This window comes from Hymenobacter sp. BRD128 (assembly GCF_013256625.1).
Taxonomy (GTDB): domain Bacteria; phylum Bacteroidota; class Bacteroidia; order Cytophagales; family Hymenobacteraceae; genus Hymenobacter.
On sequence record NZ_CP053908.1, the window covers coordinates 3,009,958 to 3,034,112 of the forward strand.

A 24,155-nucleotide genomic window follows, 5' to 3' on the forward strand; every position below is an offset into this window, starting at 1 on the left:
TTGGCTGTACACGCCGGACGTTTTTTCACTAACATATTCCCTAGCGTCATGGCGCACAAAGCAATTGAAATAACCGACGCCAATTTCGAGGAGATTATCAACTCGGATAAACCGGTACTTGTGGACTTCTGGGCCGAATGGTGCGGCCCCTGCCGCATGGTAGGCCCGGTGGTAGAGGAGCTAGCCGGCGAATACGAAGGCAAAGCCATCATTGGCAAGGTAGACGTGGACGCTAACCCTCAGACTTCCATGAAGTTCGGCATCCGCAGCATTCCTACGCTGCTGGTGTTCAAGAATGGTCAGATTGTGGATAAGCAAGTGGGTGCCGTGCCCAAGCACGTGCTCGCTCAGAAACTCGAGGCCCAAGTGACTGCCTAAGTTTCGCATATTTCAGGCCTTGCCTAAAACTAAAAGCCCTATGCTAGCAATAGCGTGGGGCTTTTTAGTTTGCTAACCAAACAGAGACTAGCGTTCTTGGCGGTTGCTGGTATGGCTGCCGCCGTTCGGCATTATTGCTGCTGCACGAGGCGGGAAGCTTCAGGGGCAGGAAAGGCAGTGATTACGCGCTTGCGCAGCAAAATCGCGGGTTCGGTGTGAAGTAATACTTATCGCATAATTTACCCTGCGGGTAATACTCATCTTTAGCGATAAAGCGTCTATATTTCGGCACATTTTCTGCCTAGCACAGCAGAGGTTTTCTTTCACCCACTTTCTTCTCACCTACCCCCATGAAACGTATTTTTGGTTTCCTCGCCGCCCTGCTGGTAGCAGGCGGTCTCTCGGCCCAGGCCCAAACTACGCCGGCTACCGGCGCCATGAGCAGCTCGTCGAAAATGACGACTACTAAAACCATGCAAACGCCTGGTACTACGACTACTACCAGGTCGAGCTCCAGCACCAACCCGGTGGGCATGAGCAAGTCTTCGACCAGCACCAGGAGTGGCGCCACCATGAGCAAGTCGAGCACCATGACCACGCCCTCGGGCATGAGCAAGACCTCGACTACTACGCACATGAAGGCCGACGGCACACCCGATATGCGCTATAAATCGAGCAAAACGGTGCAAACCGGCCCCATGAAGGCCGACGGCACGCCCGACATGCGCTACAAGGCTAACAAGACCAAAACCACCACGACCAAGACTACCATGTAATGCCCATTCGGGGCTAGCGATAAAGTCCTTCCCGGCCAGTCTGGGGAGGACTTTTTTTATCGCCTTACCTTGCTGACTATTCATTTTTTCTCACCTTTTTTCTATGCTGCTAGCCCTTACTGTTCCTGTATTTCTTACGTTTCTGGGTGTGCTCACCGGCTTGCTGGTGCTGGTGCTGCTAGCCAAGTCGCTGCTCGGCATCGTCGTTATCGGCGAGTTGGAAGTAGGGATTGTAGCCAAAAAATTTGCGCGCACCAGTCTGGCCGCCGGTCGGCTCATCGCGCTGGAAGGCGAGGCAGGCTTGCAAGCCGATACGCTGGCACCTGGCTGGCATTTCTTTTTGTGGCCCTGGCAGTTTTCGGTCAGTAAGGAGCCCGTGACGGTGGTGCCGCAGGGCGAAATTGGGCTGGTTGTGGCCAATGGCGGGGCCGTTATTCCGCCCTCGCACATGCTGGGCCGGGTGGTGGCTTGCGACGACTACCAGGATGCGCGGACGTTTTTGACGCAAGGCGGCGAGAAGGGCCGGCAGCTCGGCATTCTCACGGCCGGTACCTATCGCATTAATACTGCACTCTTTACGGTTATTACGCGGCGCAATGCCGAGAGCATGGGCATGAATCCCAACGAGCTGGCCGTGTACCGCGTGGTGCCCGACGCGGTGGGCATCGTCACTACCCTCGACGGGGTGCCCATCGAGCCCGGCGAGATTGCCGGCCCCGTTATCCCGAAGCACGATAATTTTCAGGATGCCCAGCGCTTTCTGGTGGCCGGGGGCCGGCGCGGCCTGCAAGAGCAGGTGCTGCTGAGTGGCGCCTGGAACCTGAATCCCTGGTTTTGCCGCGTCGAGCAGGTGCCCATGACCGAGATTCCCATCGGCCACGTGGGCGTGGTGATTTCATTTGTGGGCCGCCCGGCGCAGGACGTAAGCGGGGCCGATTTTACCCACGGAAACCTCGTGGAAGTGGGCCACAAAGGCATTTGGGTAACGCCCCTTTACCCCGGCCGCCAACCTCTCAACACCCGCATTATGCGCGTGGAGCTAGTGCCGACCACCAACATTGTGCTCAACTGGGCTAATCGCACCGAGGCGCATGGCTATGACAACTCTTTGAGCAGCATAACAGTACGCTCGCGCGACGGCTTCTCGTTTAACCTCGACGTGGCCCAGATTATTCACGTGGCGGCGTTGGATGCGCCGCGCGTTATTTCGCGGGTGGGCTCGATGCAAAACCTCGTAGACCACGTGCTGGAGCCGATTGTGGGCAACTATTTCCGCAACAGCTCGCAGGAATATACGGTGCTCGACTACCTCACCAACCGGGCTGAGCGCCAGCGCGATGCGGCTACGTTCATTCGCACGGCGCTCTCCGCTTATAATGTGCAGGCCGTGGATACGCTCATCGGCGACATTGTGCCGCCGGCCCAGTTGATGACTACCCAAACCGACCGCAAGCTGGCTGAAGAGCAGCGCAAAACCTACGAGGTGCAGCAGGCCGCCCAAACCCAGCGCCAGGCCCTGGTGCGCGAAACGAGCATTGCTGATATTCAGAGCGAGTTGGTAAAGAGTGAGCAAGGCGTTAATATTGCCGAGCTAAACGCTAACTCACAGGTGAAGAAAGTGCGCGGCGAAGCCGAAGCCGCCAAGCTGCGCGCCGGGGGCGAGGCCGAAAGCACCCGCCTGCGCGCCATCGCCGACTCAGAGGCTACGCGCCTGCGCGGCGTGGGCGAGGCCGAAGCCATCCGCGCCATCGGCCAGGCCAAGGCCGAGGCTTACCAGGTAGGCGTGGCTAGCCTCGGCACCCGCGAGTTTACGGCCTTGCAGCTAATGCAGATAATCGGCGACCGCCAAGTAAAAATCACGCCCGATGTGCAGGCCAATAGTGCGGGCACTGGCGCGGGCGGCGGCCTGGTCGAGGCACTGGTAGGCCTGCTCGTGCAAGGCCAACAGGCCACCCCGCCACCGGCTACACCCTCTAACCCACCCCTATCGGCACCCATTGAGTCGCAAAAACCCGGATAACAGGCATAGTAAGTTGGATGTAAGATAAATTATCGTCGGGTGAAATATCAAATAATTTAGCTTATGAATAGTACTACTTATTTTCTCTTGCCGGGTCTGCTTTGGAACCAGTTAGCAAGCGCGCAGCGCGTCGAATTTAAAGGCACCCAAGTAGTTAATAATAAACTTATTACCTTGTTTATTAAGCAAACTTACCTACTGAGAAAAGAGGCTATTAACCAGCATTTTTATAAAAAAATTAGTCCGGCACCAAATTGGCTAATTCCGACGCCAGGGGATAAGTTAGTCACCTATTATCAGCTAGGCGACACGCTGTTCTTTTATCGTTCCGGTCAAACTGTTACGTTGCTCGGGTGCAATCTGACGAATGCGGCGCGCTTTGCCCAAGCCGTCCCGTTCTTGGCAAGTACCAAAGATGTTCTTTTTGCGGGGAAGTATAAGACCCGCAACGTGCTCACTATAACAGAAGCAGCCAGAAACGAACAGTACACGCTGACGCTCACGTTTCAAGACAAGCACATCCGGCGCTTATTTTTCTACCTCGACACATCAACTTTTTAATAGCGCCTTGTCGTCAGTGCGGGCTTTGTAACCCTAGTTATTCCCCTACCCCGCCGCCATAATTGGCTCATCGAGCTGCACGGTGCGACTAAATACTTCTTCCAGCGAAATCAGGGTTTCGGTCCGCTCCACGCCTTCTATCTGCTGCACCATATCGTGCAGCACGTTGCGCAGATGCTGGGTGTCGCGGCAGGCTAGCCGGGCAAACAGGTTGTAGCTGCCGGTGGTGAAATGCACGCTGATAACCTCTGGAATACCGCGCAAGCGCGCAATTACGCTATCGCAGTAGGAGCTTTTCAACAAGAAAATCCCCAGAAAGGCCTGAATACCAAATCCTACCTTAGTCAGGTCGAGGTCGAGGGTAGCGCCGCGCACAATGCCTAGCTCTTCGAGGCGGGCCATGCGGCTATGGATAGTGCCCCCCGACACCCCTAGCTGCCGGGCTATTTCGGAATACGGCAATTTGGCATCCTGCACTAGCAGGCTCAGGATACGACGGTCAATATCGTCTAATTCGTAGGGGCGAGACATGCAGGCGCACTTGGAGAGAAAGAACGAATGTACGTCTTCTTACAAATATTTTCAAAATTTTCCCCACCTAACTGAAGATTAAATAATTTTCGACCTTTTTTTCAATAAAATTTGCAAAGACATATTTTACGTTCTTACCTTTGACACATCAAAACGCAAACGGCGTGGCGACCCCAACCTTGTAGTGTGGTGAAACTGGCAGACACGCCCTCCTATCTCGGGGGTGAAGACTAGGGGATAAAGCAGGGGCTTTCCGGAGCCACTGCCTAACTTCTTCGTGGAGGTTCAAGTCCTTCCGCTACAGCTTTTTTGGAAGAGGCGCTTTCCTGGCCAGGAAGGCGCCTCTTTTGCATTTAGACGCTACCAAATAGCTGAATTATAGTGCCCGCCGCTAACTCGCCCTTGCAACGTGCGTACTTTTGCGGTACGTAGGCTACCCCGGCGGTTCGTATCGGTGGCTAGTCCGGTTCATGGGCACCCAATTACTCTTTACTTTTCTCCTCATTTTAATAAACGCCTTCTTTGTTGCGGCCGAGTTCTCCCTTATTCGGGTGCGGCTTTCGCAGCTGGAAGTGAAAGCCAAGGAAGGCAGCCGCCTCGCGGGCCAGGCTATCAAGGTGTTGCGTCGGCTCTACGACTACCTGTCGGCCACGCAGTTTGGGGTTACGGTAGCGTCGCTGCTGCTGGGTGCCGTGGGCGAGGAGGTATTTACCAAGATTATCGAAGACCTGCTGCCCAAGGTGCACCTCACCCTGAGCGAAGCCACTATCAAGAGCATCGCGTTTGCGGGGGGCCTCACCATCCTCACGTTTTTGCACGTGCTATTTGGCGAGCTTTTTCCGAAGGCACTGGCTATTCAGCGGCCCGAGGCCGTAAGCCTGGCGCTGGTGCTACCGTTGCGCGCCTTCTACCTTGCTTCGCTGCCGCTAACCTGGTTTTTATCGAAAGCCTCTAATCTGCTGCTAGGAGCGGTGGGGCTGCAAAGTGGCGGCCACGGCACCGAGGCCCATACCTCCGACGAGCTGCGCCTGCTCATCGACCAGAGCAAGGAGAGCGGCGAAATCCAGGATTCGGAGCACGAATTGATTGAGAACGTCTTTCAGTTCAACGACCGGATGGTGAAGCAGATTATGGTGCCTCGCACCAAGCTAGCCGCCCTCGACGTGCACGCGCCCGAAGACAAAATCTTGGAAACCGTTTTCAGCGAGGGCTATTCGCGCATGCCGGTGTATGAGGGCAACATCGACAATATCGTGGGCGTGCTCTACGTCAAAGACTTACTACCCATTATCCGGCGCGGTGAGCCGCTGGAGCTAGCCCGCATTATGCGCCCGGCCTACTTCGTGCCCGAAACCAAGAAAATAAACCGCCTACTGCGCCAGTTTCAACGCAAGCACATCGTAATGGCGGTAGTGAGCGACGAATTTGGCGGCGTGTCGGGCATCGTCACCATCGAGGACATTATGGAGGAGTTGGTGGGCGAAATTCAGGACGAGTACGATAACGAAGTGCCCGTGGTGGAGAAGATTTCAGAATCCGAATACCGCGTAAACACCGCCACGGCCATCCCCGACGCCAACGAGTACCTCCCCTACCCTTGCCCGAGGGCGACGACTACGAGAGCGTGGGCGGCCTGCTTAATGTGCTCTACGGCAACATTCCGGAAGTGGGCGATGTGGCCGTGCTTGACCCCTATGAGTTTCGGGTGCTAAGCCGCACCGGCCGCGTGGTGGAGATGGTGCAGCTGCGGGTAATTAGCCCGGCCGCCCCAGCGGTGGCAAACGACCCGCTAGGCTAACAGGCGAGGACTACTAGGACTTATCGTGGGTTTGGAAGAAGCCGGGAAAATACTCTCCGTTTTTAGGCTTGAGGTTGCCGATAATGATACGGATGATATCTACCAAGCCTAATATGCTTACTGCGCTATTTATAATTACGGCGGCAATCGTTATGCCCACAAAGCCCGCGCCACCGCCGTAGAGAGTGGCAATGCTTCCCACTATTGCTACAACAATAAGCCCTAATGCAACCAAAGTAGCAACTAAGTAGGCAGTACCGCGCCCATAATACCCCAGGTAAAACAAGTGGGCGCCAATCCCACCCAAAAAGAGCGCCAGCAATACAGCAATACCTTTGGTACGCCAATGCGCAGGACTAGCCTTCGGCGCCGGCTCCTGCCGGGCAGCAAGCCGGCTTGCTGCCCGGCAGGAGCCGGCTGCTTGCCTGGCTGGCAAGAGCAGCGGCGCCGGCAACCCTGCCATCGGCTTAGACAGGTGCCGCGATAAAAATTTTGCGCGCCGGAGCCGGCCAGCCGAATGTCGGAAAGCAGGTATTAGCGCATCAGGCACGGCCATAGCCGAGTAAGCCGCCGAGTCTACAGACTTAGCATTTGGTAACGACTGCCTTGCGCCAACGGGAGCTTGAAACGAGTAGCTGGCGCGCTGGCAAGCGCCTAATGTAACCAAGGCTAGCAACGGCAGCCAATAGCGAAAGCGAGTAATTATCAAAGCCATAATGAACTAGAGAAGTCGTGGAAGATTCTTACTCAAATCACGGCAGACCGTCAATTAGCGGCAACAGGTAATCTCATAACTTCAGACTTTAGAAATAGCGTTTAGCCCCACACTCTGCGGTTATAATCATAGGCTACGTTCCTGCATCGCAGGATATGGCTGCCTTTCAACTGATTTTATAATTTGCTATTTCCGGAAACAAATAAGTTAAACGCGGCTACTTGGGCCGGCTCCCTAGCGCTGCTAGTTGAGAAGCTACAGTTAACACAAAAAGAGAGGGTCGCCTCAATTGAAGCGTCCCTCCCATTATTTTGAAAACAGGGATTATCCCTGAATCATTAAGACTTATAATTTCTTCGCATAGTCGCCATTTTTCGGCTTCTCAGTTCCGATGAGGATACGAATGAAGTCAATAATTACCAGAATGAAACCAATTGCTATCAACGAAAGAAAAATTTGCAGAATGCCTTTTCCTACGCGGCCCAGGTAGAAATCGTGAACGCCAAGGCCACCCAGAAAGAAACATAAAATTGCGGCTACCAATTGGCTCTTGCCTTCGGCAGCAGTGCCTTGCGGCGCTGCTGCCAACTGGCGCTTCAGTTCTTTCTTGAAAGCCTTGCGGTCAATTTTAGCAATTACTGCCTTCTTGGTAGCTATTGACGTAATTATTGCTGCCTTAGCCGCAGCATGGGTACCAGCGCGGTGCGCAGAATGCTTAGCTGGAGCCACTTCAGCTACTTGCAGCGTACCATCAGTGGTAGCAGCGGTTGGGGCTGCTTCAGGAGTGAGCGCAGCAGCTATCGGCGCATGCACTTGCGCCGAGCCCAGGTAAGCGGGCGCACTATTATTGAAGGCATAGTTGGAGCGGCTGCACGACGACAATGAGACGGCGGCAACCCCTAAGGCCACAAAAAGATGGTAGAAATTTCTCATATCAGAGAATATTCAAGAAAAAAAGTGAATGGGTAGAACTTAGCGACAAAGCTATTTGCTCAGCTGCTCAGTTTCCTATTTTGTCTTAAATATTTTGGTTTTTTTTGTGCGTCCATTTTTGGCAGCATAGCAGCTAGCCGAAGTACTGCTCAAAACCAACTGGCGTACAGTCGATAATTAGCTGCCGTGCGGCGCAGGCCGGCCGCCTGTGCCTCGCTCACGGGCTTGATTTTGCGGGCCGGCACGCCGGCGTAGAGATAGCCGGGCTCGCAGAGGGTGTTTTCGAGCACCACGGCCCCGGCCGCAATGATGCAGCCCGCGCCCACTACGGCGTGGTCCATCACAATGGCGCCCATGCCGATAAGCACGTCGTCGGCCACGGTGCAGCCGTGCACCAGGGCGCGGTGGCCGATGCTCACGCGCGAGCCGATAGTAAGGGCGGCCCGCTCGTAGGTGCAGTGCAGCACCGCACCGTCCTGGATATTGGTTTCGTCGCCGATGCGGATGCTGTTCACATCACCCCGAATGACGGCCGTAAACCACACTGTGCAGCCACGGCCCAGCACTACGTCGCCCACTAAGGTCGCATTGTCGGCTAAAAAACAATCGGGGCCGATAGTAGGTAAAATTCCGTGAACGGGAAGAATGAGGGCGGGCATAAGTATAAAATTTAGAAGGAGAAATTGCCCTAGCCGCAACTCTTCATTCTTAGTTTTTAGTGGATAAGAGTCGCTTCCAGGTACCTTTTTCCCAGTTGTATTTCAGGGTACTAGGCAGGGCCTGCCAGAAATATTTGCTGGTTTCGACCGCAAAGCTGGGCTGCATGTAGCAATTGATGGTGCAGCCCTCGCACTGCGGCAGGCGGCCTTCGAGGGCGGCTAGCCGCTGGGTGGCGGGCGCATTGTATACGTCGAAGAGCTGGCCGTTGATGGGGAATTTCTGTTCGCCGAGGTGGTAGCAAGGCAGCACCAGCTCGTTATTGGGCGAGATGACGAGCGTGGTGCTGGCCGCCCGGCACACGGGCGCGGCCACGTGGTTACCCCCGTCGCGCCGCAGCGCAATGAAGCCCTCGTTGAGGTACACGCCCTTGCGCTTGCCAAAGGCGGAGAGATAATTAAGCTCGGCCTCGGTGAGCTGCTCGCCGGTTTCGACTTCGCCGTATTCGAAGGCCGGGTTTAGAATAAGCATCAGGCCATTGGGCTGGGTAATTTCGCGATACACGGCCTCCAGGTCGGCCAGGTTGTGACGGAAAACGGTGAACAGAATATCGGGCCGCTCGCCTAGCTCCTTGGCCACCCGAATGCTTTCGAGCACAAAGTCGTAGCAGGCCACGCCCCGGCCCTGGTCGTGGGTAGCGCGGTCGGCCGAGTCGAGCGAAAAGTGCAACATATCGACTTTCCCGCGCAACTTGTCAGCATTTTTGGGGTAGAGTAGGCCGTTGGTGGTCACCGTTGTGATGAAGCCCAGCTGGCGGGCTAGCCCTAGAAACTCGGGCAGCTGGCGGTGCAGCAGCGGCTCGCCACCAGTAAAGTCTATTACCTTGACCCCTAGCCGCTTGAGGTCGCGCAGGTTGGCCTCGACATCGGCCAGGGTGATGTAGGGTGAGGGCTTTTCCCAGATATCGCAAAACGCGCACTTCGCATTGCAGCGGTACGTGACGTAGTAATTGCAGAGAACCGGGTGGCGAACGAGGCGCATACAAAGGGCGCCGACGTTAGCGCCTACGCATTACACAAACTGATTGCCGACGAGAAAGTCTGCGCTACGAAGTTAATGCGGCAGTTTGCCCCAGGCGGCCGCATCCCAGTGCGTGGGCGTGGCGGCCAGCGCTTCGGGTGTGGCTTCGCCGTAGTGTTCTTGGTAATAGCTGCACAAGCCCTTGAGCGGGCAGCGCGGGCAATTGGGCTTGAGGAAGAAGCAGATTTGCTGACCGTGCCAGTAGTTATGCTTGTGAAAATTGAACAGTCCTTCGGGGTCGAGGTGGGGCTTGAGCAGGGCTAGCAGCACCGGATGGGCTTTTTCGACCGACACCTTTGGGCCGAGCACCCCTAGCCGCTGCATCACGCGGTGCACGTGGGCATCGACGGGCAGCACGGGCTTGCGAAAGTTGAAGAGCAGCACCAGCGAGGCCGTTTTAAGGCCGATGCCGGGCATATCGGTGAGCCACTGCATGGCGCGCTCGGTATCCCAATCAGCCAGGAAATCGAGCGAAAAGCTGCCGCCCGTTTCGGCCTTGATGCGGCCCAGAATATCCTGAATGCGCGGCGCCTGCGTGGCCGGCCAGCGCGTGGTGCGAATGGCGTGGATGAGGTCATTGAGCGGCGCGTGCAGCACGCCTTCCCAGTCGCCAAATGCCTCCAGCATCCGGTCATAGGCCAACTCTTCGTCGGCGTGGGTGGTGCGGTGCGAGAGCAGCGTGGAAATAAGCTCGCGCATGGGCGTGCGCCGCGCCGCCGTGGGCACCGGCCCAAAAAACTCGTTCAGAACTGTGTGGTCAGCCAGAGCTTTGTCGAGGGTGGAGGAAGAATAAGTTGTCTGAGCCACGGACTAGAGCGAATTTTTCAATTAAATTAATCGGAGTACGATGGGGATTTCTTTAAACGAAAAAAGCCGCCTGGTGGGCGGCTTTTTTTAATATACTTAGAATTGGTGATTCTAATCTTACAGCTGGCCACGCTTAGCAGCCTTCTTCATTTTCTCGTTGGCGAAGATGGCTACTTCTACGCGGCGGTTGGCCGCTTTGCCAGCGGCGGTAGTGTTATCGCCCACCGGCTGGGTCGAGCCATAACCGGTAGCGGTAATGCGGCTGGCTTCTACGCCTTTGGTGGTCAACTCATTGGCTACGGCCTGGGCGCGGCGCTGGCTCAGGGGCTGGTTGATGGCATCGGTGCCGGAGTTGTCGGTGTGGCCGTCGATTACCACGTTGGTATCGGCGTATTTCTGAAGCGTGGTGGCTAGCTCATCGATGTTGCCGGTGGCATCCGGCGTCAGGGTCGACGAGTTGCTCCCAAACAGAATGCCCGAGGCAAAAGTGATTTTAATGCCTTCGCCGACGCGCTCCACTTTAGCACCTTCGAGGTCGCGGCGCAGCTCGGCGGCTTGCTTGTCCATCTTGCGACCGATGAGGGCGCCCGCGCCCCCACCCACGGCCGCCCCCAGAATGGCGCCAGCCGCGGTGTGCGACTTACCAAACGCGCGGCCTACCGCGCCACCTACAACGGCCCCACCCAGGCCGCCGATAAGACCACCTTTCAAGGTCTTGCTCATGCCGGCAGGCTTATCGGTCGTCACAGTTGTGGTTTGCGCCTGGGCGAAGTGACCTAGCATCAGCAGCATAGCCAACAAATAAGCAAAGGATAGTTTCAGGGTTTTCATCGAGAAAAATGGTAAAAGAAAAAATAACCGCGCCTAGCTTAGAGTCAACGGGGCGGCAAGTTCGCCATTTACAACCACCTTGCCAAACTCGCTAGCCTTGGCCGCTGGCTTTCCATACTTAATACTGCCTGCTCTTGGCTAGCCACAAAAAAGCCCGGCTACAGAGCCAGGCTTTTTCTTGCTATACTTATACTTAACGAAGCTCTTTAGCAAGTGCGTCGAAGCAAGTTAACTGGGTAGACGGCCGGCCCCAAAGCTGGCTGCCCGCGACAACACCTTCTTCCCAAACAGCATCAGCGTTCAGGCTAGCCAGGGCTTACTTGTTGCGGTAGTGATTGTAACGAGCCGGGTCTTTTTTCTTGTCCTGATTGCGGCCTACCAGGCCGCCGCCTACTACGCCAGCACCGGCCCCGATAAGGGCACCTTTGCCACCACCTACCAGGCCCCCTAGCACCGCACCGCCGGCCCCGCCAATGGCTGCGCCCTTGGCTTTGCGGCTCCAGCCTTTAGGATGGTCTTGCGCCTGGGCTACCGAACCGGCGAGCATGAAGACGGCAAGCAGAAAAACGAGAAATTTCGAGAAGGATTTCATGTGAGTACGAAGCATTTAGAATTGAAAGGCCCTTGATAGACCAACGATATTTTAACGCAACTTAAAATACCCAGGTTGTGCCCGAGCCGAAAAAAAGCCTGGACCGTAGGCCCAGGCTTTTTGGTTGGCGCTGCTTGCCTGATTAAAGCGTACCGGCTTCGGCAGCCTTTTTCATTTTCTCGTTGGCGAAGATGGCTACTTCTACGCGGCGGTTGGCCTGCTTGCCTTCGGCCGTCGAGTTGTCGCCCACGGGCTGGGTCGAGCCGTAGCCTTTGGTGGTAATGCGGCTGCCAGCCACATTCTGAGCCGTAAGTGCATTGGCCACCGACTGCGCGCGCTGCTCGCTCAGGGGCTGGTTGATGGCATCGGTGCCAGTGTTGTCGGTGTGGCCTTCTACCAGCACGTTGGTATCGGGGTATTTCTGGAGTGTGGCGGCCAGCTTCGAAATATCGGCCTGCGAAGTCGGGCGTAGCGCACTGCTGTTGGTATCGAATAAGATGCCCGAGTCGAAAGTTATTTTAATACCTTCGCCCACGCGCTCCACCTTGGCATTGGCCATGTCGCGCTGCAGCTCGGCCGCCTGCTTGTCCATCTTGCGGCCAATGAGGGCGCCCGCGCCGCCGCCCACGGCCGCCCCCAGGATGGCCCCGGCCGCCGTGCCCCGGCTGCCCCCAATAATGCGGCCCAGCACTGCGCCAGCCACGGCACCACTCCCGGCGCCAATAATGCCGCCTCTCGTGGTTTTATTCATACCAGACTTGCGTACCCCGGTGCCATTATTACTCGACAGGTCAGGCTGGGTAGTCGTAGGTTGGCGCGACGAGGCGCACGAGCCGAGCAGCAGCACAAAGGCCAGCAGCGCGGCTAGGAAAGACTTAGAAGAAGTTACCATTTTTATGAAGACTAGATGAAGAAAATTACATCACCAGCCGGGCCTTATACGCAAAAGCCCGCTCTGGTTACCAAAGCGGGCTTTTCCAAAGTCGTGCCAAGTACGCTCATTACTGAGCCAGCATGCCGAGCAGGTCGGCCAGGCGCTGCTTCAATTCGCGGCGGTCCACGATAAAATCGAGGAAGCCGTGCTCGAGCACAAATTCCGCGCTCTGAAAGCCCTTAGGCAAGTCTTTGCCGATGGTTTCTTTGATAACACGCGGGCCGGCAAAGCCGATGAGCGCGCCCGGCTCGGCAATGTTGAAGTCGCCGAGCATGGCAAACGAGGCCGTGACGCCGCCCGTGGTGGGGTCGGTGAGCAGGCTCACGTAGGGCACCTTGGCTTCGGCGAGCAGGGCTAGCTTGGCCGAGGTTTTGGCCATCTGCATGAGCGAGTAGCCGGCTTCCATCATGCGGGCGCCGCCCGAGCGCGAAATCATCAGAAACGGCACCCGGTGCTGGCGGGCGTAGTCGATGGCGCGGGCTATTTTTTCGCCCACCACCGAGCCCATCGAGCCGCCGATGAAGCGAAAGTCCATGGCGGCAATCACCAGCGGCTGGCCGGCGCTCAGGCCGTGGGCCGTGCGCACGGCGTCTTTGAGGCCGGTGCTGCGCTCGGTGGCCTGCACGCGCTGGGGGTAGGCTTTGGTATCGACGAAGTGTAGCGGGTCGCCGGAGGTCAGATTGGCATCGAGCTCTTCAAACTGGCCGCCGTCGAAGAGCAGCTCGAAGTACGCCGAGGCGTCGATGCGGTCGTGGTGGCCGCAGTTGGCACATACGTAGTGCAGGCGCTTGTGCTCGGCCATCGTGGCCACGGTTTTGCACTCGGGGCACTTATACCACAGGCCGTCGGGCGTTTCTTTTTTTTGCTCGGTGGGGGTAATAATGCCCTTTTCCTGGCGCTTGAACCAAGCCATACTGGTGGGGAAGTGGAGAGATGACGAATGTAAAGAAGAGAAGCTGAACGGCGGACTACCTACGTCGCGTCCTATTTTTTCTACGCTTCAGGCTAGCAAAATTACGCGATAGTTACCATCGGGGCGAAAGTAGCCCGGCATGGGCCCACGCCGCGCCCCTGAAACTAGGGCGCCCACCCGCACCGGGCAAGCCTAGCGCGGCCGTAACTTGCCGCTACCATCACCTAGCCGCCACTCTCCGGCATTTTTCTGCATTGAAAAAGATTCTACTTTTTTCCCGCCCGCTGCTGGGCCTGGCGCTGCTGGCCGGCAGCGCCGCTAGCCTCAGCAGCTGCGTCACGGCCAAGCGCTACGAAGACCTGCAAGCCCGCCAGCAAAGCGAGGAACAGGCCCGCACCGCCGCCGAAACCCAACTGCGCCAAACCAAGGCCGACCTGCAAAAAACCGCCGACGCCCTGGCCGAAGCGCGCCTCGACCAGAAGCGCCTCGTGGCTGACTCGACCCAGACTGGCAACGCCCTGCGCCGCACCCGCACGCTCTACACCCAGCTCACCGACAGCTACGATAAGCTGCTCAAAAACAGCGACCGCGCCCTGGCCGACCGCAACGCCGACTACGGCAAGCTAGCCAAAGACCTGGCCACCCGCGAAGCCGAGCTGGGTCAGCTCGACCTGAACCTGCAAAAAGCTAAATCGGACCTATCAGCCCGCGAGGCCAAGCTGGCCGAGCTCACTCAGGCTCTGGCCGATAAGGATAAGGCCGTGAACGACCTCAAGGCCCGCGTGAGCAAAGCCCTGCTCAGCTTTAACTCCAATGAGCTGCAAGTCAAGCTCAAGGATGGCAAAGTATACGTGTCGCTCTCCGAGCAGCTGCTCTTCAAATCAGGCTCCAGCAAGGTAGACCCCAAGGGCCAGGAGGCCCTCAAGAAGCTAGCCACCGTGCTGCAAGAACAAAAAGACGTGAACGTGGTGGTGGAGGGCCACACCGATAACGTGCCCATGCGCCCCACCGGCGGCATCCAGGACAACTGGGATTTGAGCGCGCTGCGCGCCACCGACATTGCCCGCCTGCTCACGGCCAGCGGCGTCGAGCCAAGCCGCATCACGGCCTCGGGCCGCTCGCAGTACGTGCCGGTGGCCGCCAACGACTCGCCCCAGAACAAGGCCCTCAACCGCCGCACCGAAATTATCCTCACGCCCAAGCTCGACGAGCTATTTCAGATTCTCGACGGCAACAGCGCAGCCAGCAGCAAGTAAGAGGCGTTACTTCCATTCTACCCTAGCGAAGTGCGCAAGTTGTTACTATATTTAAGACAACAAATTACGCTCTTCGCTAGGGTATTCTATGAACCAATTTTTTCATTGGCGCTGGCTGCTGGCCGGGCTTCTTTGGCTGAGCCTTGGGCCGGCCGCACAGGCTTCTCACATCAGAGGCGGCGATATCGCCTATAATTCGATAGCCTCGACCACACCCAATGTGCCGCGCTACCGCGTTACACTGCGCCTATTTCGGGATATCACGGGGGTTGAGCAGCCAACAGTCACCTTGTATGGCACGATAGGTGACTGTCATTCAGTTGACCCACGGAATTTTAGGGTAGACAATATTCTCAAGGCGCATACTTCGCGGCTAGACCAGGTGGCTTGCGTAGGTAGCAACTCCGGGTTTACCTCGTCTTTCAATACCGACGTTTTCTTGTACAACGTAGACGTTGACTTGCCCCGCGGGCAGTGGACGCTGAGCTTTACAGGGGAGAACCGCAACGCTGCCCTGCCAGCTATTCATAATTTTTACGTAGCTGCTTTCCTAGATAATCGGCTCATCACCCAGGATACCTCACCTACTTTTCTATCAACGCTCCTGCCTTCCTTACAAGGCAACTTAGCGCAGCGCTACAGCTTCAGCACGTATGATGCCGACCGCGACTCGGTAGCGTATAGCCTGGTCGCCTCGCAAGAAGCCTTGGATGTTCAGGTGCCGTGCGGCACCGCCATCGCGGGCGCAGTATCGCCGCACTTTCAGCTTAATCCGGCTACCGGCGCCGTAACCATACCAACTGGTGGCGTGCAGCAAGGCTACTACCTCACGGCTGTGCGCGTGGATGAGTACCGGCAGATAGCCGGCACCTGGCAACGTATTGGCAGCGTGACGCGCGACATTAGCTATCTGGCCCAAAATCTTGCCAATCAGCCACCTAGCTTCACAAGCCTGGCCGTAGGCGCCAGCCCGGCCCAGTCGCCCGACCAAACCATCAACATCCGCGCCGGCCAAACAGTAGACCTCACCCTCACGGCCGCCGACCCCGACGCGGGCCAGCACCTGCGCTTCAGCAGCGAGGCCACCGGCATTGTCCCCGGCCTGAGCCTGGCTGCGCTCACTGCCACGCAGGCCCGGCTAACCTGGCGGGTGCCGGCTAGCCTGCCGCCGGGTTTTTACACGGTTACTATCGCGGTGTTTGACGATGGCTGCCCCAACAGCACGGTAGAGCAGACCCTGTATTTGCGGGTAACGAACCAGACCCTAGCCACGCGCCCAGCTACTGATGCGGCGGCCGTGGCATTTCCGATGCCTTTCCGCGACCAGGTGCAGTTTCAGGCTATCACCGGCGGGCAACTGGTTTTTATCGTGGATGAGCTGGGCCGCACCGTGGCGCAGCTGCGCGCCGGGGCCGATGGCCGCGTGCTGTGGCAGCCCGCCGCTAGCCTGCCGGCGGGCCTTTACCTGGCGCGCGGTGCCGACGGCCGCCCGCTAGCCCGCCTGCTGCACGCCGCCAACTAACATACCGTCTCTGGCACGAAAAAGGCCCGTTCTGCTAGCAGAACGGGCCTTTTAAGTTAATTGCAATTTTAGCTTACAGATTGATATTCAGGCGCGTGAAGTAGTACGCACCCATAAAACCAAACTGGTTGGCGCTATAGAGGAAACGGCCACGGTTCGAGTTATCGAGCGAGGAGCTGAAGCTCGTGGCGGGGTCGGCCGAAAAATTGTTGGGGTTGTTGCGTGGGTCCACGTAAATCTTGTCGGGGTACACGTCAAACAGGTTATTCACGCCCACCGTGAGGCCCAGCTGCTTGGTAAACTGGGCGCTAACCGTGAGGTCGGTAATCCACTTGGCCGAGAACGTTTGGTCGAGGTAGGCGCGGGTCGGGTCGGCGTCGGCGGTTTTAATCTCCCCAAAGCGCACCGTGCGGGCCTCGATGCCGAAGATGCCGACGTTGTAGGCCGCTGAGAGGTTGATTTTGCTGCGCGGGTTGCCGCTTTCGAGGCGGGTGCGCTGGGCGCGGTCAAAGAGCGTGTTTTGCAGGTTGCTGGTGCCCACCGTTTGGTCGTTGTTCACGGTGGTCGAGCTGCTGTTGAAGCTGCGCACCTCCGTATGGTTAAAGTTGGCGGCGGCGGTCAGCAGCAAGCGGCTTTTTTCGCCGAGCGCAATACGCTCATTCGCTACAATATCAATACCTTGCGTGCGGGTATTCACGGCATTGGCGAAGAACTGCACCCGGCTCACGGGCAGCGTACCCAGAATGGTGGCTACGAGCGGATTGGTGCGCGTAAACTGCGCCGAAAGCACAATGCGGTCGCGGATGTCAATCTGGTAGGCATCCACGGTCAGCGTAAACTGGCGGCCGGCACTGGCGGTAAGGCCCACGCTGTAGTTGGTCGATTTCTCCTGCTTCAGCGGCTCCACGCCAAAGCCGGGCTGCGTGGGATTCGAGATGTCGTTGCGCACGATGGGGTTATCGTTGTTCACCGTGAGCACCTGATTGGCTACGCCGCTCACAAACTGCGTGCTGGTGTTGGTGAAGTAGCGCTGCTGGAGCGAAGGCGCCCGGAAGCCATTGCCAAGTGAGCCGCGCAACGCTACGGCGTCGATGAGGCTTAGGCGCGCGCCCAGCTGGCCGCTTACGTTGCCACCAAAGTCGCTGTAGCGCTCGGCACGGCCGGCGGCGTGCACCAGCAGGCGGTCGGTGATGTCGCTTTCGAGGTCGAGGTAGCCGGCCAGGTTGGTGCGCGACTTATTCACCTCATCCTGCGGCTGGTAGCCCGGAAACACCTGCGAGCCCGACGCCGTGGGCGCGTTGTTATACAAGCGCCCGCCGTTGATATACGAGGCATATTCGCCCCGCCCAATGAGGAAATTATCGAAGCGAAACTCGCCGCCGGCCGCTACGTTGAGGGTAGCTAGCGGGCCCAGGTTGTGAAACTTGCGCGACAGCGCCAGGTTGGTCGTGTTCTGCAAAAAAGCCAGCTTGCCGGCGTAGAAACTCGTGGGGTTCACCGTGACCAGGCTAGCGCCCTGCGGCAGCGAGGCATTAATGGAGCCATCTACGTTGTAGTCCAGCTCGTTGCGGCCAAAAGTGTTGCTCAAGTCTACGAACAGTTCGCCGTAGCTCTTACGGATGCCCGTGATGGCCGACTGGTCGTAAATCGTGGTGTTGATGAACGGCAGGAAGCCATTCGGGAATAGAAACAAGTCGCTCTGCGTGGGCTGGTTGGGTAGGCGGTTAAAGCCCGGCGCGCGGCCCGTGCGGTACGAGGCGCCGCCGCCCACGTACACCTCGTAGCCCTGGCCCAGGCGGTAGGCGCCATTGAGATAGCCGCCGAAGTTGCGCGTGGAAGACTGGCCCACGCGCAGGTCGACGCGGTCAAAGCCATTTTTAGCGACCAAGGCGTCGTCCTGCGCCTTGAGGTCACGGCGGGCCTGCTCAGTGTTAGCCGAGGTGGGGTAGTTGCCACCGTTGGCACCCAGGTAAATGAGCGGCGCCGTATCGGTAAATGCCCGGTTGGTGTAGCCCCGGTTGATAAATTGCCCGCTCACGTCGAGGTAGCCCCGGTGGTTGAGGCCTACGCCAAAGTTGACGTCGGCCTGCTCGGTTTTGCCGTCGCTCTGGGTCGTCTGGCCATAGTAGCCGGAACTCTGGAAGCCCGTCGAGTCGTCTTTAAGCTGAATATTAATCACGCCCGCAATGGCGTCGGAGCCGTAGAGCGCCGCCGCCCCATCGCGCAGCACCTCAATGCGCTTGATGCTGGCCGCCGGAATCACGCTCAGGTCGGTGCCCACCGAGCCGCGCCCGATGGTGCCGTTGATGTTCACCAGCGACTGCTGGTGGCGACGCTTGCCATTCACGAGCACCAGCACCTGGTCGGGGCCTAGCCCGCGCAGGCTAGCCGGGTCGATGGCGTCAGTACCATCGGAAATCGACTGGCGCGACGACTGAAACGAGGGCGCCGCGTAGGTCAGCACCTGGCTCACGTCGGTTTGGGCAAAGGCCTTGATTTCGCGGGCCGAAATCACGTCGACCGGCGAGGTAGTCAGGATATTAGAGCGGCCTTCAGTGGCGCGCGAGCCGGTGACAACCACGTCGCCAAGGTCGGTGGCCGAGGCCGTCAGGCGCACCTCCAGGCTGGTGCGGCCATTCACCGGCACCTGCTGGGTGGCAAAGCCGATGGCCGAGATGGTGAGCGTGGCGCCGGGCGTTACGGCTAGTGAGAAGTCGCCGTTGGCGCCCGTTGAGGTGCCGTTAGTAGTGCCGCGCTCCAGCACGGTGGCACCGGGCTGGGCCTCGCCGGAGGCGCTGAGCACCCGGCCCGTTACGGTCACTTTTTGCGCGTGCGCCGCCAGGGCCACCACCGTAAATAAGGGAGTAAGTAAGCGTTTTCTCATGAAAGGGTTAGGGTTTTAGTGAAAGCAAGTGAAGGGAGAATGAAAGCAAGTTATCTAATTTTTTCTCAATAAGTTACTAGTATCCTGCGCGGCTTTCGCTAGCATCCGGCTAGTTGCCACTCAAGTAGTTTGCCCGCAGTAAAATGGGTGGGGAAGAGAGCGGAAGAGCCGCCAGCTAGGGCGCTGGACCTGCATCAGATAGGTAGGTAAGCGTGGGTAGCCTACTGGCCAGCTACCCGGCGTGAGCTGCCGCTAAGATGAGCAGCAACGAACTAACCCGCTCAGGGTTTGTTCATCTGCCCACCGAAATTCCCCCGGCATTTGTTCGTTACTAATTTATTATCAATTCGTTAATTCATCACAATTTATTTCCACCAATACGAGGCCAGCGGCCCGGCAACGACATTCACGCGCTGGCCGGGTGCAGGCAGCAGCAGCGGCACCTCCGGCCCGGCCGCCTCGATGAGGCGCTGCACCGGCTGCCGCCAGGCGTGAAACGCCAGGTTGAACGTGCCCCAGTGCAGCGGCAGCAGCGGGCCGCCGCCCAGCAGCCGGTGCGCAGCCAGCGCATTGTCGGGCCCGAGGTGAATATCGGCCCACTCGGGGTCGGAGGCACCAATTTCGAGCATCACGAGGTCGAACGGCCCGTAGGCCGCGCCAATCTGCCGGAAGGCTTCGTCAAATGGGCCCGAGTCGCCACCAAAAAATACGCGGTGCCGCGGGCCTTTCAGTACCCACGAGGCCCAAAGGGTGCTGTCGCGGTTGAGCAGGCCCCGGCCCGAAAAATGGCGCGCGGGCGTAGCAATCAGCTCAAAATCATCTCCTAGCTCGATTTTATCCCACCACGTGGCCTCGGTAATGCGTGCGGCTGGCACGCCCCAGCGGCGCAGGTGCGCGCCCACCCCGAGCGGACAAAAAAACCGCTCGCCGCGCGGCGCCAGCGCCCGGATGGCCGCCTCGTCGAGGTGGTCGTAGTGGTCGTGCGAAAGAATAATGCCGTCGAGCGGCGGCAATTGGGCCAGCGGCAGCGGCGGCGCAAAAAACCGCTTCGGCCCCACCAGCTGCGAGGGAGAGGCCCGCTGGCTCCACACGGGGTCGGTGAGAAAGCGGCGGCCATCTACTTCAATCAGCGTGGTGCTGTGGCCCAGCCAGGTCACGCGCAGGGCATCGGCCGGCACGGGCGCGGCCAGCGCCGCCGCATCGGCCGGGAAAGGGCCGAGCGGCTGGTGGGGCTCGCGCTCGGCTTTCTCAAAAATGTAGCGGCGCAGCAAAGCCCCGTAGCCCGAAGGCGGGCTCACGCTGGTGGGCAGCACGTTGTAGTATTTTTTACCGGAGTGGCGGGGCTGAAGCTGCATAAGGAAAGCGAAGGAAAGCTCCGCAGACGAAACCGGCCGCGCTTTACTTCAACATCCCCTTCACCACGGGTAGCGCCCGGCTAGCCCACTGGCGCATTTGAGAGCCAGTGTAGTGCAGGCCGTCGCTGGTAAACTGGCTGGCGTCGCCGGCGGCCGCCCGCGTCAGGTCGGTGATGGGCACAAAAGTCACGCCGGCTGCCTGGCACTCGGCCTGGGCCACGGCGTTGAACTGGTCAATTTCGTGGGCTATCTGCGCCGGGTCGCGGTCGTGGGCGAAGGGCGTCTGGCCCCAATCGGGGATGCTGAGCACCACTACGTGGCCGCTAGCCCCGCCCGCGTAGGCCTCGGCCGTAGCCAGCAGCTGCCGAAACTCCTGGCGGTACAGCTCCACACCCTGGCCCCGGTATTGGTTATTGACGCCGATGAGCAGCGACACCAGGCCGTAGTCGCGGCGATGGTTGCCACTGGCCGCGATGGCTTCCTGCAGCTCGGCGGTGTTCCAGCCGGTGCGGGCAATAATGTCGGGGCTAGCCAGGTTCAGGCCTTGGGCACAGGCCAAGCCGGCGAGCTGCACCGGCCAGCGGTCGGCCGCCAGGGCGCCTTCGCCGATAGTATAGGAGTCGCCGAGGGCAAGGTACGAAATGGCAGCAGTAGTCATGGGAGGAGCTGGCGCCGTAGTGGCCGGGCCGGGCGCCGGGCGGGCAGCGCAGGCAAAAGTAGCCAGCAGCGCACACGGCCACGCCAGATACACCAAGGAAAGCCTGGCGACTACTTACGCCGGAATAAAGTGGTGCCGGTTTGCCACACGCAAAAGCGCCGAGCCAGCCGTACGGCCCACCCGGCGCTCCCCAAATTAACGCGCTAGCCCCTAGCCTATTGCCTGGGCCAGGTCGTCAATCAAATCCTCAGCATCCTCGATGCCCACGCTCAGGCGAATGAGCGAGTCGGAGAGGCCGGCCCTGCGGCGCTGCTCGGCCGGAATGCTGGCGTGGGTCATGGTGGCGGGGTGGCCACTCAGGCTTTCCACGCCGCCCAGGCTTTCGGCCAGGGTGAAGAGCTGAAATTTTTCGAGCACCGCGATGGCGTCTTCCTGCTTATCACCCTTCAGCACGAAGGAAATCATGCCGCCAAAGTCGCGCATCTGCTTGGCGGCTACCGCGTGATTGGGGTGGTTCTCGAAACCGGGCCAGTACACTTTTTCCACCTTAGGATGCTGGCGCAGGTACTCGGCCACGGCGCGGCCGTTTTCACAGTGGCGCTGCATGCGCAGGTGCAGGGTTTTGAGGCCGCGCAGCACCAAAAAGCAGTCTTGCGGGCCGGGCGTGCCGCCGCAGGCATTCTGGTAAAAGCTAAGGTCCTTCAGTAGCTGGTCGTCGTTAAAAACCAGCGCGCCCATCACCACATCCGAGTGGCCGGCCATGTACTTGGTGAGCGAGTACACCACGATGTCGGCCCCCAGCGCCAAGGGCTCCTGCAAGAAAGGCGTCGAGAAGGTATTATCAACGGCCAGCAGCGCCCCGGCCTCCTTGGCAAGGCTAGCGGCGGCGGCTACGTCGATGATATTGAGCAGCGGATTGGTGGGCGTTTCGACCCAGATGAGCTTGGTTTTGGCCGTTACTTTCTCGCGCACCTTGGCGATGTCGCCCATCGGGACGAAGTGAAATTTAATGCCCAGCGGCTCGTACACCCTGGTCATGATGCGGTAAGAGCCGCCGTACAGGTCATCGGTCGAAATCACCTCATCGCCGGGCTTAAGCAGGCGCAGCACGCAGTCGATAGCGGCCATGCCCGAGGCGAAGGCTAGCCCGTGCCGGCCGCCGTCGAGGGCCGCCAGGGCGTCTTGCAATTGGGTACGGGTGGGGTTGTGGGTGCGCGAGTACTCGTAGCCTTTATTATCGCCCGGCGAGCGCTGGGCGTAGGTCGAGGTCTGGTAGATGGGCGTCATGATGGCCCCGGTTTCGGGGTCGGGGTGCACGCCGGCATGGATGGCTTTGGTGGCGAATTTCATGGGTGGAAAGGAAAAAGCGGGCAGCAGGTGCTACTGCCCTAGCAAAGGTCGCCGCCCAACGCCATTCGGGCCGTCGCCGTACCTTGGCCTACTCTCCCCTCCCCCGCTAATGGCTTTTTTGCGCGAGCTTTTCCAGAAGAATTTTTCTACCTTCCTCACCATGGGCCTGCTGGTAGCAGTGCCCGTGCTGGGCTCGGCCTCGGTGCTGGGCCTGCTCTACGAGCGGCCTACCTTGCTGCAACACCTGGCGCCGGGCCAAAGCCTGCTGTATTTTCTGGTGGTGGGCCTTACAATGGCGCTGGCCCTCACGCCCACTACGTTCGTGGCCATCGTTACGGGCTATTATTTCGGCTGGAATGGGCTAGCGGGCATGGTGGCGGCCTACGCACTGGCCGCCGCGCTGGGCTACGAGCTGGCCCGCCGCCTCGACCACGGCAAGCTGCGCGCCGTGCTCCACCATTTTCCGAAGGCCGACGCCGTGCTGGCCGAGCTGCAAAGCCAGAGCTGGCCGCTGATTATCCTCACGCGCTTATCGCCAGTGCTGCCGTTTGCGCTCATGACCTTTGTGCTGGCCATCGTGGGCGTGGCGCGTCGCCGCTTCCTGGTAGCTTCGGTGCTGGGTATGTTGCCGCGCAGCCTGTTTTTCTACTGGCTCGGTACTAAGGCGCAGGACGTGCTAGCCCTGCTGCGTGACCCCGACGAGGGTACCCTCAGCAAGCTGGTCCTAGTAGGGCTGATTGCGGCCTCGCTGTTTGGCCTCTACATGGTATTCAACCGGGCTTTACAGCGCGTGCTGCGGAGGAATGTGGCTGGCTAGCTTATTTTTTATGACTGATTATTACCAAATTGTAGCTTACGCAGGCATTTGCAAGCAGAAATCTTCTTCTTGAATTTGCGTCGCCCAAAAATTTCTTCCTACCTTTGCAGTCCCAACACGGGAAGAGGGTTGTATAGCTCAATTGGATAGAGCATCTGACTACGAATCAGAAGGTTTAAGGTTCGACTCCTTATACGACCACGAAAAAGGCCCCTAGCGCATTGCTAGGGGCCTTTTTTATTATTCCGTGGCAGTATGTGAGAAATCATTTTGATACTGGTTTTGGCATTCCACGGTGATAGATATTAAAATTGTAATTATCGGCTAGTGCTAAAGCAAAAGACCTAGCCAAAAGCCTGCTTTGGTGAGCACTTTTGCAGGCTTTTCTCAAAAACACTCCCATAAAAAGCCTAAAATCATAGCTTTATCCTGCATATTTACGGGGTCTTTGCAAGCGGCGGCTACTGTGGGCTAACCATTGTTTTAAGACATCCGCGATACCCCACTGTTAGCCGTTTAAGTTTATGAAAGCCCTTCCACTATTTATCGGTACCCTGGCGCTGTCGGCGCTCCTGTTCATCGGCCAGGCTCAAACGCCGGCTACGTCCCACGACAACCCGACGCCCGCTAAAGCTCCTAAAACGGCGGACCAGCGCGCCGCTGCTTACCAGGGCCCCCAAGTGGTGAAGGATAGCAAAGCTTTAGGCCGGAAAATGGTGCAAAAAAGCAAGCCCACGGACATGCGGATGCGGCTCCCAGTCAGAAAAGTTAATTAAGTATTTCGCAG

Annotated in this window: 23 protein-coding genes and 1 tRNA gene; 10 read left to right on the forward strand and 14 right to left on the reverse strand. The window is 58.5% G+C overall.

The genetic code is table 11. The features are described from left to right. Positions 1-48 precede the first annotated feature (48 nt). The 4 genes from trxA (at position 49) to GKZ68_RS13330 (ending at position 3,735) form a co-directional block, all read left to right on the forward strand. Positions 49-378 carry a thioredoxin gene (gene trxA, locus GKZ68_RS13315; protein WP_144849028.1) on the forward strand — a complete coding sequence of 110 codons (330 nt, stop codon included), beginning with the start codon at positions 49-51 and terminating at the stop codon, positions 376-378. Positions 379-728: 350 nt separating this feature from the next. Then, positions 729-1,154 (forward strand): hypothetical protein, encoded by a 426-nt coding sequence (locus tag GKZ68_RS22155; RefSeq protein ID WP_254243995.1) that lies wholly within the window; start codon positions 729-731, stop codon positions 1,152-1,154. A 103-nt stretch (positions 1,155-1,257) separates the two neighbouring features. Beyond that, positions 1,258-3,174, forward strand: coding sequence for an SPFH domain-containing protein (locus tag GKZ68_RS13325; protein WP_173115589.1), 1,917 nt, complete (start codon positions 1,258-1,260; stop codon positions 3,172-3,174). Between the two features lie 63 nt (positions 3,175-3,237). Then, entirely contained in the window at positions 3,238-3,735 is a 498-nt protein-coding gene (locus tag GKZ68_RS13330; protein WP_173115591.1) for a hypothetical protein, read from the forward strand. A 45-nt stretch (positions 3,736-3,780) separates the two neighbouring features. Here GKZ68_RS13330 and GKZ68_RS13335 read toward each other — a convergent pair whose 3' ends face one another. Further along, complete coding sequence (locus GKZ68_RS13335; RefSeq protein ID WP_173115593.1) at positions 3,781-4,266, reverse strand: Lrp/AsnC family transcriptional regulator; 486 nt, start codon at positions 4,264-4,266, stop codon at positions 3,781-3,783. Positions 4,267-4,736: 470 nt separating this feature from the next. Between GKZ68_RS13335 and GKZ68_RS13340 the strand changes: the two genes are divergently transcribed. Both GKZ68_RS13340 and GKZ68_RS22160 read left to right on the forward strand, forming a co-directional pair. Further along, positions 4,737-5,978: a hemolysin family protein gene (locus GKZ68_RS13340; RefSeq protein WP_254243996.1), complete on the forward strand. Its 1,242-nt coding sequence runs from the start codon at positions 4,737-4,739 to the stop codon at positions 5,976-5,978. Next, on the forward strand, positions 5,909-6,064 hold the full coding sequence (locus GKZ68_RS22160; RefSeq protein ID WP_254243997.1) for a transporter associated domain-containing protein: 156 nt from the start codon (positions 5,909-5,911) through the stop codon (positions 6,062-6,064). Before GKZ68_RS13340 ends, GKZ68_RS22160 begins: the two co-directional genes overlap by 70 nt. 13 nt (positions 6,065-6,077) lie before the next feature. Here the strand turns inward: GKZ68_RS22160 and GKZ68_RS13345 are convergent, their stop codons facing one another. From GKZ68_RS13345 to accD, 9 genes are all read right to left on the reverse strand, one after another. Then, positions 6,078-6,620: a TM2 domain-containing protein gene (locus tag GKZ68_RS13345; RefSeq protein WP_217275256.1), complete on the reverse strand. Its 543-nt coding sequence runs from the start codon at positions 6,618-6,620 to the stop codon at positions 6,078-6,080. Between the two features lie 504 nt (positions 6,621-7,124). Beyond that, positions 7,125-7,712 carry a TM2 domain-containing protein gene (locus GKZ68_RS13350; protein ID WP_173115597.1) on the reverse strand — a complete coding sequence of 196 codons (588 nt, stop codon included), beginning with the start codon at positions 7,710-7,712 and terminating at the stop codon, positions 7,125-7,127. Positions 7,713-7,861: 149 nt separating this feature from the next. After that, positions 7,862-8,371, reverse strand: coding sequence for a gamma carbonic anhydrase family protein (locus GKZ68_RS13355; protein WP_173115599.1), 510 nt, complete (start codon positions 8,369-8,371; stop codon positions 7,862-7,864). 49 nt (positions 8,372-8,420) lie between these two features. Further along, positions 8,421-9,410: a radical SAM protein gene (locus GKZ68_RS13360; RefSeq protein ID WP_173115601.1), complete on the reverse strand. Its 990-nt coding sequence runs from the start codon at positions 9,408-9,410 to the stop codon at positions 8,421-8,423. Between the two features lie 72 nt (positions 9,411-9,482). Further along, positions 9,483-10,256 carry an endonuclease III gene (gene nth / locus GKZ68_RS13365; RefSeq protein WP_254243998.1) on the reverse strand — a complete coding sequence of 258 codons (774 nt, stop codon included), beginning with the start codon at positions 10,254-10,256 and terminating at the stop codon, positions 9,483-9,485. A gap of 117 nt (positions 10,257-10,373) precedes the next feature. Further along, entirely contained in the window at positions 10,374-11,087 is a 714-nt protein-coding gene (locus tag GKZ68_RS13370) for an OmpA family protein (protein WP_254243999.1), read from the reverse strand. Between the two features lie 316 nt (positions 11,088-11,403). After that, positions 11,404-11,634: a glycine zipper domain-containing protein gene (locus GKZ68_RS13375; protein ID WP_173115603.1), complete on the reverse strand. Its 231-nt coding sequence runs from the start codon at positions 11,632-11,634 to the stop codon at positions 11,404-11,406. 187 nt (positions 11,635-11,821) lie between these two features. Continuing rightward, entirely contained in the window at positions 11,822-12,571 is a 750-nt protein-coding gene (locus GKZ68_RS13380) for an OmpA family protein (protein ID WP_173115605.1), read from the reverse strand. Positions 12,572-12,680: 109 nt separating this feature from the next. Then, positions 12,681-13,526: an acetyl-CoA carboxylase, carboxyltransferase subunit beta gene (accD, locus tag GKZ68_RS13385; RefSeq protein WP_173115607.1), complete on the reverse strand. Its 846-nt coding sequence runs from the start codon at positions 13,524-13,526 to the stop codon at positions 12,681-12,683. A 254-nt stretch (positions 13,527-13,780) separates the two neighbouring features. Between accD and GKZ68_RS13390 the strand changes: the two genes are divergently transcribed. Both GKZ68_RS13390 and GKZ68_RS13395 read left to right on the forward strand, forming a co-directional pair. Continuing rightward, complete coding sequence (locus GKZ68_RS13390; RefSeq protein WP_254244000.1) at positions 13,781-14,782, forward strand: OmpA family protein; 1,002 nt, start codon at positions 13,781-13,783, stop codon at positions 14,780-14,782. An 88-nt stretch (positions 14,783-14,870) separates the two neighbouring features. Continuing rightward, positions 14,871-16,304 (forward strand): hypothetical protein, encoded by a 1,434-nt coding sequence (locus GKZ68_RS13395; protein WP_173115609.1) that lies wholly within the window; start codon positions 14,871-14,873, stop codon positions 16,302-16,304. Positions 16,305-16,377: 73 nt separating this feature from the next. Here the strand turns inward: GKZ68_RS13395 and GKZ68_RS13400 are convergent, their stop codons facing one another. The 4 genes from GKZ68_RS13400 to GKZ68_RS13415 all read right to left on the reverse strand — a co-directional run bounded on the left by GKZ68_RS13400 (position 16,378) and on the right by GKZ68_RS13415 (position 22,551). After that, entirely contained in the window at positions 16,378-19,188 is a 2,811-nt protein-coding gene (locus GKZ68_RS13400) for a TonB-dependent receptor (RefSeq protein WP_173115611.1), read from the reverse strand. 365 nt (positions 19,189-19,553) lie between these two features. Beyond that, positions 19,554-20,543, reverse strand: a complete 990-nt coding sequence (locus GKZ68_RS13405) for an MBL fold metallo-hydrolase (protein ID WP_173115613.1) — start codon at positions 20,541-20,543, stop codon at positions 19,554-19,556. A gap of 43 nt (positions 20,544-20,586) precedes the next feature. Further along, positions 20,587-21,201: a GDSL-type esterase/lipase family protein gene (locus tag GKZ68_RS13410; RefSeq protein WP_173115615.1), complete on the reverse strand. Its 615-nt coding sequence runs from the start codon at positions 21,199-21,201 to the stop codon at positions 20,587-20,589. A gap of 210 nt (positions 21,202-21,411) precedes the next feature. Beyond that, entirely contained in the window at positions 21,412-22,551 is a 1,140-nt protein-coding gene (locus GKZ68_RS13415) for a cystathionine gamma-synthase (RefSeq protein ID WP_173115617.1), read from the reverse strand. Positions 22,552-22,660: 109 nt separating this feature from the next. Between GKZ68_RS13415 and GKZ68_RS13420 the strand changes: the two genes are divergently transcribed. Continuing rightward, positions 22,661-23,368: a TVP38/TMEM64 family protein gene (locus GKZ68_RS13420; protein WP_254244001.1), complete on the forward strand. Its 708-nt coding sequence runs from the start codon at positions 22,661-22,663 to the stop codon at positions 23,366-23,368. 127 nt (positions 23,369-23,495) lie between these two features. Next, positions 23,496-23,569: transfer RNA gene (locus GKZ68_RS13425), tRNA-Arg, on the forward strand. The last annotated feature ends 586 nt before the right edge of the window (positions 23,570-24,155 follow it).